The 14,491-nt window shown below is 64.1% G+C and carries 14 protein-coding genes; 11 read left to right on the top strand and 3 right to left on the bottom strand.

Annotation, left to right across the window (positions count from 1 at the left end; translation table 11 throughout):
- Positions 1–9: 9 nt before the first annotated feature.
- Together ASE52_RS00670 and ASE52_RS00665 are read right to left on the bottom strand one after the other, a co-directional pair.
- Entirely contained in the window at positions 10–1,077 is a 1,068-nt protein-coding gene (locus tag ASE52_RS00670) for an aldolase/citrate lyase family protein (protein ID WP_241776887.1), read from the bottom strand.
- A 14-nt stretch (positions 1,078–1,091) separates the two neighbouring features.
- Positions 1,092–2,078, bottom strand: a complete 987-nt coding sequence (locus ASE52_RS00665; RefSeq protein WP_010460198.1) for a malate dehydrogenase — start codon at positions 2,076–2,078, stop codon at positions 1,092–1,094.
- Between the two features lie 215 nt (positions 2,079–2,293).
- Here ASE52_RS00665 and ASE52_RS00660 point away from each other — a divergent pair, with 215 nt between their 5' ends.
- The 11 genes from ASE52_RS00660 (at position 2,294) to ASE52_RS00610 (ending at position 12,906) form a co-directional block, all read left to right on the top strand.
- On the top strand, positions 2,294–3,082 hold the full coding sequence (locus ASE52_RS00660) for a GntR family transcriptional regulator (protein ID WP_057223018.1): 789 nt from the start codon (positions 2,294–2,296) through the stop codon (positions 3,080–3,082).
- Positions 3,083–3,215: 133 nt separating this feature from the next.
- Complete coding sequence (sdhC, locus tag ASE52_RS00655; RefSeq protein ID WP_010460194.1) at positions 3,216–3,650, top strand: succinate dehydrogenase, cytochrome b556 subunit; 435 nt, start codon at positions 3,216–3,218, stop codon at positions 3,648–3,650.
- Between the two features lie 62 nt (positions 3,651–3,712).
- On the top strand, positions 3,713–4,078 hold the full coding sequence (gene sdhD / locus ASE52_RS00650; protein WP_010460192.1) for a succinate dehydrogenase, hydrophobic membrane anchor protein: 366 nt from the start codon (positions 3,713–3,715) through the stop codon (positions 4,076–4,078).
- A 25-nt stretch (positions 4,079–4,103) separates the two neighbouring features.
- Entirely contained in the window at positions 4,104–5,912 is a 1,809-nt protein-coding gene (gene sdhA / locus ASE52_RS00645) for a succinate dehydrogenase flavoprotein subunit (RefSeq protein WP_010460190.1), read from the top strand.
- Positions 5,913–5,937: 25 nt separating this feature from the next.
- Positions 5,938–6,642 carry a succinate dehydrogenase iron-sulfur subunit gene (locus ASE52_RS00640; RefSeq protein WP_010460189.1) on the top strand — a complete coding sequence of 235 codons (705 nt, stop codon included), beginning with the start codon at positions 5,938–5,940 and terminating at the stop codon, positions 6,640–6,642.
- A gap of 31 nt (positions 6,643–6,673) precedes the next feature.
- The gene (locus tag ASE52_RS00635) at positions 6,674–7,000 is read left to right on the top strand and encodes a succinate dehydrogenase assembly factor 2 (RefSeq protein ID WP_057223016.1); all 327 of its coding nucleotides are present in this window, start codon (positions 6,674–6,676) and stop codon (positions 6,998–7,000) included.
- 62 nt (positions 7,001–7,062) lie between these two features.
- Positions 7,063–8,373, top strand: coding sequence for a citrate synthase (locus tag ASE52_RS00630; protein WP_010460185.1), 1,311 nt, complete (start codon positions 7,063–7,065; stop codon positions 8,371–8,373).
- 275 nt (positions 8,374–8,648) lie between these two features.
- Positions 8,649–8,915, top strand: a complete 267-nt coding sequence (locus ASE52_RS00625; RefSeq protein WP_010460183.1) for a metal/formaldehyde-sensitive transcriptional repressor — start codon at positions 8,649–8,651, stop codon at positions 8,913–8,915.
- Between the two features lie 39 nt (positions 8,916–8,954).
- The gene (locus ASE52_RS00620) at positions 8,955–10,070 is read left to right on the top strand and encodes an S-(hydroxymethyl)glutathione dehydrogenase/class III alcohol dehydrogenase (protein ID WP_057223006.1); all 1,116 of its coding nucleotides are present in this window, start codon (positions 8,955–8,957) and stop codon (positions 10,068–10,070) included.
- 90 nt (positions 10,071–10,160) lie between these two features.
- Positions 10,161–11,015, top strand: coding sequence for an S-formylglutathione hydrolase (fghA, locus tag ASE52_RS00615; RefSeq protein ID WP_057222998.1), 855 nt, complete (start codon positions 10,161–10,163; stop codon positions 11,013–11,015).
- 130 nt (positions 11,016–11,145) lie between these two features.
- On the top strand, positions 11,146–12,906 hold the full coding sequence (locus ASE52_RS00610) for a phosphoethanolamine--lipid A transferase (protein ID WP_057222996.1): 1,761 nt from the start codon (positions 11,146–11,148) through the stop codon (positions 12,904–12,906).
- 28 nt (positions 12,907–12,934) lie between these two features.
- Here ASE52_RS00610 and ASE52_RS00605 read toward each other — a convergent pair whose 3' ends face one another.
- Positions 12,935–14,404: an NAD-dependent succinate-semialdehyde dehydrogenase gene (locus tag ASE52_RS00605; RefSeq protein ID WP_057222993.1), complete on the bottom strand. Its 1,470-nt coding sequence runs from the start codon at positions 14,402–14,404 to the stop codon at positions 12,935–12,937.
- Between the last annotated feature and the right edge of the window lie 87 nt (positions 14,405–14,491).

The following is a 14,491-nucleotide window of genomic DNA, read 5'->3' as shown; positions in this document are numbered from 1 at the left end:
CAGGAATGTTCACAACGGAACGGAGACCGACGCGCCAAACCAATGGCGGACGGCGAGAGGAAGTGCGCGCCCGGTACGGTGGGCGCGCTCCAGCACCTGCCAGTAAAAGCGATAACTGGCACGGTCATGCAAAGTGCCCTCAAAACTGATGGGAGCCCAATCAGAATCAGCGGCAAAAGCTACTATTTTTGAAGCAATTTCAATGTCATCCTGCTGGGGCGCAAACGCCTGCAGGATGGGTCGGATCTGTGCGGGGTGGATGCTCCACATCCGGGTGTAGCCCAGTTCGCGCGCGGCCCGGCTGGCAGCGCCTTGCATGGCCGCCGTATCGGCAAATTCCGTCACCACACAGTGCGATGGCACCTTGCCGTGGGCATGGCAGGCGGCAGCGATCTCCAGCTTGGCACGCACCACCAGCGGGTGCGAAAACTGTCCTGCCGAAGTCATGCCCTGCGCAGGGATGGCGCCACCATGGGCCGACACAAAGTCCATGAGGCCAAAACTCAGGCTCTGCACACGGGGGTGGGCGGCAATCTCGAAAGCACGGTGCACCGCCGCAGGGGATTCGATGAGGACGTGGATCGGCACCTGGCCCGCTGATGCTTGCTCCAGCGCGCGTTCCACCTGCAGCACATCGTCCACCGACTCCACCTTGGGCACCATGAGGTGGCTGAGCCTGTGGCCCGCTTCGCCCGCTATCGTGGCGACATCATTGGCAAAAGCCGGGTGGTCCACCGCGTGGACCCGTGCGGCCACTCGGGCGCCCGGTGCAGCCCCCAGCGCCAGATTGGCAACCAGCCGCGCGTGGTCGGACTCCAGCCCAACGGGAGCGCCGTCTTCACAATCGAGGGTGACATCAAAGACGCAGGTACCGAACTCCTGCATCATTTCGGCCTGCAGTTGCAGGCTCTTGCGCATGCGCGCTTCCACGCCGCTGTAGTGGTCACAGACCGGCAGAAAGCCTGTCTGCGCCTGGGCGCCCAGCAGCACATCGCGGGGATGGGGTGGCGCAGCGCCCTGCCCCTGCGCGGGGACCCGGGCGGCCCGAAGGCCCGATGCCTGTAGCGTCGGCTGCATTGCGCTCACCTGGCTTACAGCAGGTGCTTGACGCCGTCTTGCTCGCCTTGCAGCTCAGCCAGCGTGATGTTGATGCGCTCTTGCGAGAAAGCGTCGATTTCCAGACCTTCAACGATCTTGTATTCGCCGTTTTCGCACGTGACGGGGAAACCGAACATGGTGTCCTTCGGAATGCCGTACTGGCCGTCCGATGGGATGCCCATGGTGACCCACTTGCCGTTGGTGCCCAGGGCCCAGTCGCGCATGTGGTCGATGGCAGCGTTGGCAGCCGAGGCAGCCGAAGACAGGCCACGGGCTTCGATGATGGCGGCACCGCGCTTGCCCACGGTGGGCAGGAAGGTGTTGGCGTTCCATTCCTGGTCGTTGATCATCTTGGCGACGCTTTCGCCGTTGATGGTGGCGAAGCGGTAGTCGGCGTACATCGTGGGCGAGTGGTTGCCCCAGACGGTCAGCTTTTCGATGTCGGCCACGGCCTTGCCGGTCTTGGCAGCGACTTGGCTGGCAGCGCGGTTGTGGTCCAGGCGCAGCATGGCGGTGAAGTTCTTGCGTGGCAGGTCAGGTGCCGACTTCATGGCGATGTAGGCATTGGTGTTGGCAGGGTTGCCCACCACCAGCACCTTCACGTTGCGCGAGGCCACGGCGTTCAGTGCCTTGCCTTGTGCCGTGAAGATGGCGCCGTTGACGGCCAGCAGCTCGGCGCGTTCCATACCTGGGCCACGTGGGCGCGAACCCACCAGCAGGGCATAGTCGGCATCCTTGAACGCGGTCATGGGGTCGCTGTGGGCTTCCATGCCAACGAGCAGGGGGAATGCACAGTCGTCCAGCTCCATCATCACGCCCTTGAGCGCTTTCTGGGGGCCTTCAACCGGCACTTCGAGCAATTGCAGGATGACGGGCTGGTCCTTGCCGAGCATTTCGCCGGAGGCGATGCGGAACAGCAGGGCGTAACCGATTTGACCAGCGGCACCGGTGACGGCGACGCGAACAGGCTTCTTGCTCATGGTGAAAACTCCAGGGAAGTGAGGAAAACAGGTGTGAGTGCAACGCAAGCACCAGCGCCTGTTACCAGCAGCCCGTGCCCCGCAAAACAGCCTTGGAGTGTACCGCTGATTGAGCACCTCGGTCAATTTGTCTTATGTCTTATATAAGATATGATTGACACCCTGACACAGCCCGCACATCACCTCGTGTGCGGCCCGCCCTTTTCCCGATCGCCATGTCCTCGCTTCCGCTCAACGCCGACAACCCTGCGCAGCCTTCGGCGGGCGCAGGCTCTGCCACGCCCGCGTTCAGCCCGCTGTACCAGCAAATCAAGGGGCTCATCCTGCAGAGCCTGCAGCAGGGTGAATGGAAACCCGGTGAATCGATCCCCAGCGAGATGGAGCTGGCCGCCCGCTTTCGGGTGAGCCAGGGCACGGTGCGCAAGGCCATCGACGAGTTGGCGGCCGAAAACCTCGTGATGCGGCGCCAGGGCAAGGGGACCTTCGTGGCCACCCATGCCGAGCAGCATGTGCAGTACCGCTTCCTCAAGCTCATGCCCGACACCGGCGACGTCCGCGTGGAGGGTCCCGCACAGCGCCAGGTGATCGACTGCCGGCGCATGCGTGCCAGCGCCGACGTGGCGCGTGCGCTGGCGCTGCGCAGTGCCGATCCGGTGATCCAGGCACGGCGGGTTCTATCGTTTGCGGGCGTGCCCACCATCCTCGAGGACATCTGGCTGCCCGGCCAGGCTTTCAAAGGGCTGACGGCAGACCAGCTGGCGAACTACCAGGGCCCAACGTACGCCATGTTCGAGCTCGATTTCGGCGTGCGCATGGTGCGCGCCGAGGAGAAAATACGCGCCGTGCTGCCTGACGCCGAACAGGCGGCCATGCTGCAGATCCCGCAGGCCACGCCGCTGCTGAGCGTGGAACGCATTGCCTACACCTACAACGACGTTCCGATGGAGTTACGGCGCGGCCTGTACCTGACCGACACCCACCACTACCGTAACGAATTGAGCTGACACCACCCTGGCAACCGAGCGGAAACGTAGAACATTGAGGCTAGAGCAAACTCTTCTTGTTGCGTTGCAATAGAATTTTGCGTTCTTTGCATCTTCAAATTACAAAGCAGTTACATCCACGAAAGCACACAACATGACAGAACTCGCCAAAAAACGGCCTGAATTCCGCAACATCAATGCCTTCAAGGACCTGACCACCTACCGCATGACGCCTGCAGCGTGGGTTTCGATCCTGCACCGCGGCAGCGGGCTGATCATGTTCCTGCTGCTGCCTTTCATCATCTGGATGTTCGACACGTCGGTGTCGTCCGAAATCTCGTTCGCCAGGTTCACGGCGGCCTTCAATATCGGCATCGGCTTCGTGCCCGGCTGGTTCATCAAGCTGGTGGCACTGGCATTGATCTGGTCCTACCTGCACCACTTCACCGCCGGCCTGCGCCACTTGTGGATGGATGTGAGCCACAGCGCAGTGAACAAGGAATTCGGCAAGACCTCGGCCCTGGCGGTGCTCGCGATCAGCATCACGCTGGCTCTGGTGCTGGGCGCCAAGCTCTTCGGCCTGTACTGATCAACCCATAAAACGGTGGCTGCTGCCAGGCAGTGTCCACCGAAGAACGAGAGGAAATTCCCATGTCCGTCAATTACGGTTCCAAGCGCGTCGTCGTCGGCGCCCACTATGGCCTGCGCGACTGGCTCAGCCAGCGCGTCACGGCCATTCTGATGGCCCTGTTCACCCTGGCCCTGCTGGCCCAGGTCATTTTTTCCAAGGGCCCCATCGGCTACGACAAATGGGCCGGCATCTTCTCGGCCCAGTGGATGAAGGTGCTGACCTTCTCCGTGATCATTGCGCTGGCCTGGCACGCCTGGATCGGCCTGCGTGAAGTCTTGATGGACTACATCAAGCCCGTGGGCCTGCGCCTGGCGCTGCAGGTGTTCAGCATCGTCTGGCTGGTCGGCTGTGCTGGCTGGGGTATCCAGGTTCTGTGGCGTCTCTGAATCCCACGACTGAAGGCAAAAAATAATGAGCTACACCAACGCTAACATCACCAAGCGCAAGTTCGACGTCGTCATCGTCGGCGCAGGCGGCTCCGGCATGCGTGCCGCGCTTGAACTCTCCCGCGCAGGCCTGAACGTGGCCTCGCTGTCCAAGGTGTTCCCCACCCGCTCGCACACCGTGGCGGCACAAGGCGGCGTGAGTGCATCCCTGGGCAACATGTCCGAGGACAACTGGCACTACCACTTCTACGACACCATCAAGGGCTCCGACTGGCTGGGCGACCAGGACGCCATCGAGTTCATGTGCCGCGAAGCACCCAAGGTCGTGTATGAGCTGGAACACTTCGGCATGCCGTTCGACCGCAACCCCGACGGCACCATCTACCAGCGCCCCTTTGGCGGCCACACGGCCAATTACGGCGAAAAGCCCGTGCAACGCGCTTGCGCCGCCGCTGACCGCACCGGCCACGCCATGCTGCACACCCTGTATCAGCAGAACGTGAAGGCCAAGACGAATTTCTTCGTCGAATGGATGGCCCTGGACCTGATCCGCGACGCCGACGGCGACGTGGTGGGCGTGACCGCCCTGGAAATGGAAACTGGCGACCTGTACATCCTGGAAGCCAAGACCGTGCTGCTGGCCACCGGCGGTGCGGGCCGCATCTTTGCGGCATCGACCAATGCCTTCATCAACACCGGTGACGGCCTGGGCATGGCGGCACGTGCTGGCATCGCGCTGCAGGACATGGAGTTCTGGCAGTTCCACCCCACCGGCGTGGCCGGCGCGGGCGTGCTGCTGACCGAAGGCTGCCGTGGCGAAGGCGCCATCCTGCTCAACAGCAATGGCGAGCGCTTCATGGAGCGCTACGCGCCCACCCTGAAGGACCTGGCCCCGCGCGACTTCGTGTCCCGCTCGATGGACCAGGAAATCAAGGAAGGCCGTGGCTGCGGTCCCAACAAGGACTACGTGCTGCTCAAGCTCGACCACCTGGGCGCGGACACCATCCACAAGCGCCTGCCGTCGGTGTACGAGATTGGCGTCAACTTCGCCAATGTGGACATCACCAAGGAACCGATCCCCGTCGTGCCCACCATCCACTACCAGATGGGCGGCGTGCCGACCAACATCAATGGCCAGGTGGTGACGCAGGCCAATGGCATCAACAACTCCGTGGTGAACGGCCTGTACGCGGTGGGCGAATGCGCCTGCGTGTCGGTGCACGGTGCCAACCGCCTGGGCACCAACTCGCTGCTGGACCTGCTGGTTTTTGGCAAGGCCGCTGGCCGCCACATCGTCGAGTTCAACAACAAGAACAAGGAACACAAGCCCCTGCCCAAGGATGCGGCCGACCGCACCCTGGAGCGCTTGAACCAGCTCGACAAGTCGAACGAAGGCATCTACGCGCAGAACCTGGCGGGCGACATCCGCGCCACCATGCAGCAGCACGCTGGCGTGTTCCGCACCCAGGTCAGCATGGACGAAGGCGTGCAGAAGATCGCCGAGATCCGCAGCCGCGTGGGCAGCGTGACCCTGAAGGACAAGTCCAAGGTGTTCAACACCGCCCGCATCGAAGCACTGGAAGTGGACAACCTGATCGAAGTGGCGCAGGCCACCATGGTCTCGGCCGCTGCCCGCAAGGAATGCCGTGGCGCCCACACCGTGTATGACTACGAGCACCCTGCAGACCATGCAGAGTTCCCGCTGGGCCGCAATGACAAGGAGTGGATGAAGCACACCCTGTGGTACAGCGAAGGCAGCCGCCTCGATTACAAGCCGGTCAACCTCAAGCCCCTGACGGTGGACAGCGTGCCCCCCAAGGTCCGTACGTTCTAAACAGTAGCCCCACGAGAGAAGAACCATGCAAAAACGCACATTCCAAATCTACCGCTACGACCCGGACAAGGACGCCAAGCCCTACATGCAGACCATCGAGATCGAACTCGACGGCCACGAACGCATGCTGCTGGACGCACTGGTCAAGCTCAAGGAACAAGACCCCACGCTGTCGTTCCGCCGCTCGTGCCGCGAAGGCGTCTGCGGCTCGGACGCCATGAACATCAACGGCAAGAACGGTCTGGCCTGCCTGACAAACATGAACACCCTGAAGGGCACCATTGTTCTGAAGCCCCTGCCCGGCCTGCCAGTCATCCGCGACCTGATCGTGGACATGACGCAGTTCTTCAAGCAGTACAACTCGATCAAGCCCTACCTGATCAACGAAGAACTGGCCCCGGACCGCGAACGCCTGCAGTCCCCCGAAGAGCGCGACGAGCTCAACGGCCTGTACGAGTGCATTCTGTGCGCCAGCTGCTCCACGAGCTGCCCCAGCTTCTGGTGGAACCCTGACAAGTTCGTGGGCCCTGCCGGCCTGCTGCAGGCCTACCGCTTCATCGCCGACAGCCGCGATGACGCCACGGCCCAGCGCCTGGACAATCTGGAAGACCCGTACCGCCTGTTCCGCTGCCACACCATCATGAACTGTGTGGACGTGTGCCCCAAGGGCCTGAACCCCACCAAGGCCATCGGCAAGATCAAGGAACTGATGGTGCGCCGCGCCGTCTGACCCCGATCTGCACCGCAACGCCAGGCCAGCCATGGAAAACCTTTCCACCATATCCCTTGCCCCAGCAGCAGCCTCGCCGCTGCTGGACGAGCGTGAATTGAGCAAGCTGCACTGGCGCTGCCGGCGCGGCCTGCTGGAGAACGATCTGTTCATCGAACAGTTCTTCGCCCGCTACGAGCCCATGCTGACCCAGCGCCATGCGCAGGGCATGCGCGAGCTCATGGACCTGGCGGACAACGACCTGCTGGACCTGCTGCTGCGGCGGCGTGAGCCCGCAGGCGAGCAAGACACGGAAGAAGCGCGCGAAGTGCTTGGCATGCTCCGACAAAGTGGCGGTGCTCTGGCGGTTCACGCCTGATACCCCCGTCTGCATGCCCCAAGACCGGATCATCATCGGCAACCCACCCAAGGAAAGTAACAATGAAGCTAGCTGACAACAAAGCCACCCTGTCGTTCAGTAACGGCGGCCCCAGCGTGGACCTGCCGGTCTACCAGGGCACCATCGGCCCGGACGTCATCGACATCCGCAAGCTGTATGCGCAGACGGGCATGTTCACCTACGACCCGGGCTTCCTGTCGACGGCAGCGACCCAATCGGCCATCACCTACATCGATGGCGACAAGGGCGAGTTGCTGTACCGCGGCTACCCCATTGAGCAGTTGGCCCAGAACTGCGACTTCCTGGAAACCTGCCACCTGCTGCTGTACGGTGACCTGCCCAACGAAGCGCAGAAGACCGACTTCACCAGCCGCGTGACCAACCACACCATGGTCAACGAGCAGATGCAGTTCTTCCTGCGTGGCTTCCGCCGTGACGCGCACCCGATGGCCGTGTTGACCGGCCTGGTCGGCGCCCTGTCGGCCTTCTACCACGACAGCACAGACATCAACAATCCGCAGCACCGCGAGATCGCAGCCATCCGCCTGATCGCCAAGATGCCCACCCTGGTGGCCATGGCGTACAAGTACGGTGTGGGCCAGCCCTACATGTACCCGCAGAACAACCTGTCCTACGCCGGCAACTTCCTGCGCATGATGTTCGGCACGCCCTGCGAAGAGTACAAGGTCAACCCCGTGCTGGAACGCGCGCTGGACCGCATCTTCATCCTGCACGCAGACCACGAGCAGAACGCATCGACCTCCACCGTGCGCCTGTGCGGCTCGTCGGGCACCAACCCGTTTGCCGCCATCGCAGCTGGCGTGGCCTGCCTGTGGGGCCCCGCCCACGGTGGCGCCAACGAAGCTGCCTTGAACATGCTGTACGACATCCAGGCCCAAGGCGGCGTGGAGAAGATCGGCGACTTCATCAAGCAGGTCAAGGACAAGAACTCCGGCGTCAAGCTCATGGGCTTTGGCCACCGCGTGTACAAGAACTACGACCCGCGCGCCAAGCTCATGCAAGAGACTTGCAATGAAGTGCTGGCCGAACTGGGCCTGGAAAACGACCCCCTGTTCAAGCTGGCCAAGGAACTGGAAAAGATCGCCCTGGAAGACGACTACTTCGTGCAGCGCAAGCTCTACCCGAACGTGGACTTCTACTCCGGCATCGTGCAGCGCGCCATCGGCATCCCTGTGAACCTGTTCACCGGCATCTTCAGCTTGGCCCGCACCGTGGGCTGGATCGCCCAGCTGAACGAAATGATCGGCGACCCCGAGTACAAGATCGGCCGCCCACGCCAGCTGTTCACCGGCTCCGAGCGCCGCGACGTGCCGCCACTGGCCAAGCGCTGATCGGCACGGCGCCCCGCGCCGTCCACCGCACCCACAAAGCCCGCAGGCAGTGCCTGCGGGCTTTTTTCATGGCGAATCGGCTCGCAGTGGGCAATTTTGCATGCCCCTGGGAGTCAGTCTCAAGGAGCAGATCAACCCATACTACCCCCTAGTAAATAGGAATTTATGGCCGCTAGCGATTTATCCATAAGCGCCATCGATCTATACTACACCCCAGTACATTCAACACCCGCAGACAGCAAGCGCCGCGCGCCAGCCTGACGCCCCTGTTCCCCATGCCCCACACCGCTGAAGACAAGCAACGCGCCGTCACCCGCCTGCGCCGCATCAAAGGCCAGGCCGAGGCACTGGAGCGTGCCGTGGAAGCCGGCAGCGAATGCGCCCCCATCCTGCAGCAGCTCGCCGCCATGCGCGGCGCCGTGCACGGGCTGATGGCCGACCTGCTGGACAGCCATGTGCGCGAGATCCTGGCGGAAAAGCCTGCGCCATCGCAGCAGGCCGTGGATGAAACACTGTCGCTACTGCGCTCGTACCTCAAATAGACAGCCCACCCCCTACCGATTGACTGAAAGGACCACCCCATGAAATCCCGCGCCGCCGTCGCCTTCAAAGCCGGAGAACCCCTGCAGATCGTCGAAATCGACGTGGCCCCCCCCAAGAAGGGCGAAGTGCTCATCAAGATCACCGACACCGGTGTGTGCCACACCGACGCCTTCACGCTCAGCGGTGACGACCCCGAAGGCCTCTTCCCCGTCGTGCTGGGCCATGAAGGCGCCGGCATCGTGGTGGAAGTGGGCGAAGGCGTGACCAGCGTGAAGCCGGGCGACCATGTGATTCCGCTGTACACCGCCGAATGCGGCGAGTGCCTGTTCTGCACGAGCGGCAAGACCAACCTGTGCGTGGCCGTGCGCGCCACGCAGGGCAAGGGCGTGATGCCCGACGGCACCACCCGCTTCAGCTACAACGGCCAGCCGATCTACCACTACATGGGCTGCAGCACGTTCAGCGAATACACCGTGGTGGCCGAGGTGTCGCTCGCCAAGATCAACCCCCAGGCCAACCCCGAGCAGGTCTGCCTGCTGGGCTGCGGCGTGACCACGGGCCTGGGCGCGGTGAAGAACACCGCCAAGGTGCAGGAGGGCGACACGGTGGCCGTGTTTGGCCTCGGCGGCATTGGTCTGGCCGTGATCCAGGGTGCCAAGCTGGCCAAGGCGGGCCGCATCATCGCCGTGGACACCAACCCCTCCAAGTTCGACCTGGCCCGCACCTTTGGCGCCACCGACTGCGTGAACCCGAAGGACTTCGACAAGCCGATCCAGCAGGTCATCGTCGAGATGACCACCTGGGGCGTGGACCACAGCTTTGAGTGCATCGGCAACGTCAATGTGATGCGCGCGGCGCTGGAATGCGCGCACCGAGGCTGGGGCCAGTCGGTCATCATCGGCGTGGCAGGTGCGGGGCAAGAGATCAGCACCCGCCCCTTCCAGCTCGTCACCGGCCGCAAGTGGCTGGGCACGGCATTTGGCGGCGTCAAGGGCCGCAGCGAGCTACCCGGCATGGTCGAAGACGCGATGGCGGGCAAGATCCAGTTGGAGCCCTTCGTGACCCACACCATGGGCCTCAAGGACATCAACGAAGCGTTTGATTTGATGCACGAAGGCAAGTCCATCCGCTCCGTGGTCAAGTACGCTGCCTGAACCTGCACAGCGGACGGGCGTTTGAGGCAAAAACAGCCTCCAGCGCTTGTACAACAAGCGCCAACAGCTATTCATTTCAGAGCACCCACCATGACCACCTCCCTGGAACTCCTCAGCAGCCACGCCTGCTTCGGCGGCGAGCAGCGCTTCTACCAGCACGCCTCCACCGAGATCGGGCTGCCGATGAAGTTCTCGGTGTTCCTGCCCCCGCAGGCGCAGCAAGGTCCCGTGCCTGCCCTGCTCTTCCTGGCGGGGCTGACCTGCACCGAAGAGACCTTCATGGTCAAGGCCGGCGCCCAGCGCCTGGCCGCCGAACTGGGCCTCGCACTCATCGCACCCGACACCAGCCCACGCGGGGCCAACGCGCCGGGCGAGGCCGACAGCTGGGACTTCGGCGTGGGCGCGGGCTTCTATCTGGACGCCACGCAAACGCCGTGGCGCACCCACTGGCGCATGGAGAGCTACCTTCTGAAGGAGCTGCTGCCGCTGGTCTCGGCCAAGTTGCCCATCGACGGCACCCGCCTGGGTATCACCGGCCACTCGATGGGCGGGCATGGCGCGCTCACGCTGGCGCTGCGCCACCCGGGCCGATTCCAGAGCCTGTCGGCCTTTGCCCCCATCTGCGCGCCCACCCAGTGTCCGTGGGGCGAGAAAGCCTTCACGGGCTACCTGGGCGCAGACCGCACGGGATGGATCGAGCACGACGCCACGGTGCTCATGCAGCACCAGCCGGTCGCGCCCTACCCTGCGGGCATCCTCATCGACCAGGGCCTCTCCGACAAGTTTCTGGCCGAGCAACTGCATCCGCACCTGTTCGAGGCCGCCTGCCAGGCCATCGGCCAGCCACTCAGCCTGCGCCGCCACGCGGGCTACGACCACGGCTACTACTTTGTGCAGAGCTTCGTGGCCGACCACCTGCAGCACCACGCCGCTGCCTTGGCATAGGCAGGCTGGCCCACCAACAGCGGCAGATCGGGCCCCCTTCAAGGGCGGCAGGGCTCTGCGGGGCCTCAGTTCCCCCACTTCTGAGCAAATGTTAATGCGGCCTTAAGCCTCGGGCGCCACAGTGCGCCCCATGCCTTTGATCCTGCAGCGCCTGCTGCTTCCCCACCTGGCCACGGGCGCCCCGCCCCAGCCTGCTTCCACCGCAACACGCGCCCTGCACCCCGCCTGGGTGGTGGTACTCATCAGCACCTGGCTGGCCACGGCCTGCAACGTGCCGCTGTGGCGCGAAGTGGCGCAGTTGCCCGGCCAGGGCAGCCTGCGCGGCTGGGGCTTTGCGATCGCGTTTGCGCTCATCGTGGCCGCGGGCAATGCCGCACTGCTCACCCTGCTGGCCTGGCGCTGGACGCTTAAGCCTGCCGCCGCCGTGCTGGTGGTGATGGCTGCGTTCGGCGCGTATTTCATGCTGGCCTACGGGGTGGCCATCGACGCCAGCATGCTCACCAACGTGCTGCAAACCGATGTGCACGAGGCAGGCGACCTGCTCAACGCACGCATGCTGGCCACCGTGCTGGCGCTGGCGGTGCCTCCGCTCTTGTGGCTGCTGCGCCGCCGCGTGCAGCGGCTGAGCCCGCTGCGCCACGCGGCGCACAACGGGCTGCTGCTGGCGGGCTCCATCGCCATCATCGTGGTGTGCCTGCTGCTGGTGTTCCAGGACTTCGCCTCCACCATGCGCAACCACACCAAGCTGCGCTACCTCATCAACCCGCTCAACAGCGTGTACGCGCTGGGCAACATCGCCACCAAGCCCCTGCGCATGGACACCAGCAAGCTGCTGCCCCTGGGGCGCGATGCGCAGCTGGGCGCCAGCTATGCAGGCCAGGCCAAGCCCCCGCTGCTGGTGCTGGTGCTGGGCGAAACCGGTCGCAGCGGCAACTTCGGCATCAACGGCTACGAACGCAACACCACACCGCTGCTCGCGGCCCGCGCCGACCTCATCAGCGCCCGCAACGCCTGGTCGTGCGGCACCAGCACCGCCGCATCCGTGCCCTGCATGTTCTCGCACCTGGGCCGCACGGGCTACGAGGCGCGCGCAGCCAACTTCGAGAGCCTGATCGACGTGCTGCACCATGCGGGCCTGGCCGTGCTGTGGGTGGACAACCAGTCCGGCTGCAAGGGCGTGTGCGACCGCCTTGGCGACGTCAACACATCCACGCTGAAAGACCCCGCCCTGTGCCCCACCAGCGGCGAATGCCTGGACCGCGTGATGCTGAAAGACCTGGATGCGCGCATAGCCGCACTGCCCGCCGAACAACGCCAGCGCGGCACCGTGGTGGTGCTGCACCAGATCGGCAGCCACGGGCCGGCGTATTCCAAACGCTCTGCGCAGGACCTCAAGAAATTCCTGCCCGAGTGCACCTCGACCGCATTGCAGGAATGCGAGCGCCAGCAGGTGGTGAACGCCTATGACAACAGCATCCTCGAGACGGACTTTTTCCTCGACTCGGTGCTCAAATGGCTCTCAGCGCAGGAAGATAAAGCGCAGACAGCTATGGTTTATGTAGCAGACCACGGCGAATCACTGGGCGAGAACAACCTCTACCTGCACGGCCTGCCCTACAGCATTGCGCCCGACGTGCAAAAACACGTGCCCTGGATCACCTGGCTGTCGCCTGCCATGCAGGCGCGCACAGGCGCACCCACGGCCTGCCTGCAGCGGGACCTGGCCGAACGCCGCGTCACGCATGACCACTACTTTCACTCGGTGCTGGGCCTCATGGATGTAAAAACGGGCGCCTACAACCCCGACCTGGACATGCTCACCCTGTGCCGCGGCTTGGCGGCTGAAGCGGCCGCCAAGCCCGTTGCAAAACCCATTGCACAGCCCGCTTGAAAACCGGTTCTGCAACGCCTGAAGAACGTCAATCGAGCTGTCCCTGGCAGACATATTTGGTGTGCAGGTAGTCGTCCAGCCCATGCGTTGAGCCTTCGCGCCCATAGCCCGACTCCTTCACCCCGCCAAACGGCGCGGCCTCTGCGGCCAGCACCCCTTCGTTGATGCCCACGATGCCGGACTCCAGCGCGTCTGCCACGCGCCAGATGCGCCGCACGTTCTGGCTGTAGAAGTAGGCCGCCAGGCCAAACGGCGTGTCGTTGGCGGCGGCGATGACTTCGGCCTCGTCGTCAAACACGGTCAGCGGTGCCACGGGGCCAAAAGTCTCTTCGCAGGCACAGGCCATGGTGGCGTCGGCGCCAGTGAGCACGGTGGGTGCGTAGTAGGTAGCACCGAGTTCGGCCAGGCGCTTGCCACCCGTGAGAACCTTCGCCCCCTTGGCCACGGCGTCATTCACATGGCGCTCGATCTTCTCCACCGCGCGGTCGTTGATCATGGGGCCGATCTGGGAGGCCGGGTCGCTCGCCGGGCCCACCTTCAGCGCCGCCACGCGGGCCGTGAGCCGGGTGGCAAACGCATCGAACACATTGCGCTGCACAAACACCCGGTTGGGGCACACGCAGGTCTGGCCGCCGTTCCTGAACTTGGCGGCCATGAAGCCATCCACGGCCGCATCCACATCCGCGTCGTCAAACACAATGAAGGGGGCATTGCCACCCAGTTCGAGCGACAGCTTCTTGAGCGTGTCCGCACTGCGGCGCGCCAGGTGCTTGCCCACAGGGGTGGAGCCCGTGAAGGTGATCTTGCGCACGCGGCTGTCGTCGAGCCACACATCCACCACGGCGGGCGTGTTCTGGCGTGAGGCGGTGACGATGTTGAGCACACCCGGCGGCACCCCGGCCTCGTGTGCCAGCAACACCAGTGCCAACGACGTCAGCGGAGTGTCTTCAGCGGGCTTGCACACCACGGTGCAGCCAGCGGCCAGGGCCGGGGCGATCTTGCGCGCGATCATCGCCGCCGGAAAGTTCCAGGGCGTGATCGCAGCCACCACGCCCACGGGCTCCTTGAGCGCAAACATGCGGCGGCCCGGCACCGGGGCGGGAATGACCTCGCCGTTCATGCGCGTGGCCTCTTCGCCAAACCATTCGATGTAGCTGGCCGCATAGGCCACTTCGCCCTTGCCCTCAGCCAGGGGTTTGCCTTGCTCGCGCGAGATGAGCTTGCCCAGGTCGTCCTGGTGGGCCAGCACCAGGTCGTTCCAGCGCTTGATGATGGCGGCACGCTGCTTGGCAGGCACCTTGCGCCACGCGGGGAATGCGGCGTGCGCGGCGTCCAGGGCCGCCAGCGCCTCGGCAGCGCCGGAGTCGGGCACGGAAGCGATGGTGTCGCCGGTGGCGGGGTCGGTCACTTCAAGCCGGGCGCCGGTGGCCACGGTCCATTCGCCAGCGATGAAGTTGGCGCTGCGGATCAAGTCGGAACGGGTGAGGGTCAGGGACATGGCGGGAAGGTAAAAATTTGAACAAAAATGGCTGCTAGCGCTTATCCATCATGCGCGAGTAGCTATATCTTTAGGAGCAATGGCGCA

This window comes from Acidovorax sp. Root275, from assembly GCF_001428965.1.
In the GTDB taxonomy this organism is placed as follows: Bacteria; Pseudomonadota; Gammaproteobacteria; order Burkholderiales; family Burkholderiaceae_C; genus Acidovorax; species Acidovorax radicis.
The sequence above is the reverse complement of the archived record's forward strand: the minus strand, read 5'-3'. Positions and strand labels throughout refer to the sequence as shown.